The following is a 906-nucleotide window of genomic DNA, read 5'->3' as shown; positions in this document are numbered from 1 at the left end:
CTACGACTTCGTCGTACCGGACGCGGGCACCTATTGGTATCACGCGCATAATCGCTCATACGAGCAAGTCGCGCGTGGTCTGCGCGGTGCCTTGATCGTCGAAGAGGTCGATGGACCGGACATCGACCGCGAGGAAGTCATCGTTCTGGAGGACTGGTTGCTCGACCCTGAGAGCGGGCAGCTGTTCGACAATTTCGAACAGCCCATGATGATGAGCCACGGTGGACGTACCGGCAACTTTATCACGACCAACGGGCGCTATGACCTGACCTTGCCCGCGCAGCGCAACGAGCGCATTCGCTTGCGGATCATCAACGCAGCAAGCGCTCGAATTTTCCCGCTGAGGCTCTCTGGATTCAGTGGCTGGACGGTGGCCGTGGATGGAATGCCAACCGGCCAACCCCAGTCGGTTGACGGCGAGTTGATCCTCGGCCCGGCACAGCGCGTCGACTTAATTGTGGATGTGACCGAAGACGAAGGCGGCACCGCCCAATTGCTTCGCATCGGCGATGATGATCAACTGACCCCGTTGGTGAGTTTTCTGGTCAACGGCACAGCCAGTTCAGTACCAAGAGGCAAGCCACTGCCGTTGCCGCCGAACCCCGCGGCACACGCCCCGGACCTTGCCGATGCGCGTGATTTGCGACTGGTCATGTCCGGCGGGGCAATGGGGCGAATGCAGTCCGCATTGCTTGGCGGGGAACGTCTTGGATTCCGTCAGCTTGCCCAAGCGGGCAAATTCTGGGCCCTGAATGATGTCGCCGAAATGACCTACACGCCACTGGCCGATCTATCCCTGAACGAGCCGGTGCGCCTGAAGATCGAGAACCAGACCGTTTTCCCACATGCGATGCACCTGCACGGGATGCATTTCCGCGAGCTGCGCCCCGACGGCGCGTTCGGGCC

General features: G+C 60.9%; 1 protein-coding gene. It reads left to right on the top strand.

From position 1 onward, the window contains the following. On the top strand, positions 1 to 906 hold a 906-nt coding region (locus ACR0B3_RS24290; RefSeq protein ID WP_480811279.1), incomplete at both ends, for a multicopper oxidase family protein.

The organism is Ruegeria sp. CE9 (assembly GCF_056537425.1).
This window is presented reverse-complemented; position numbering and strand designations above follow the sequence as displayed.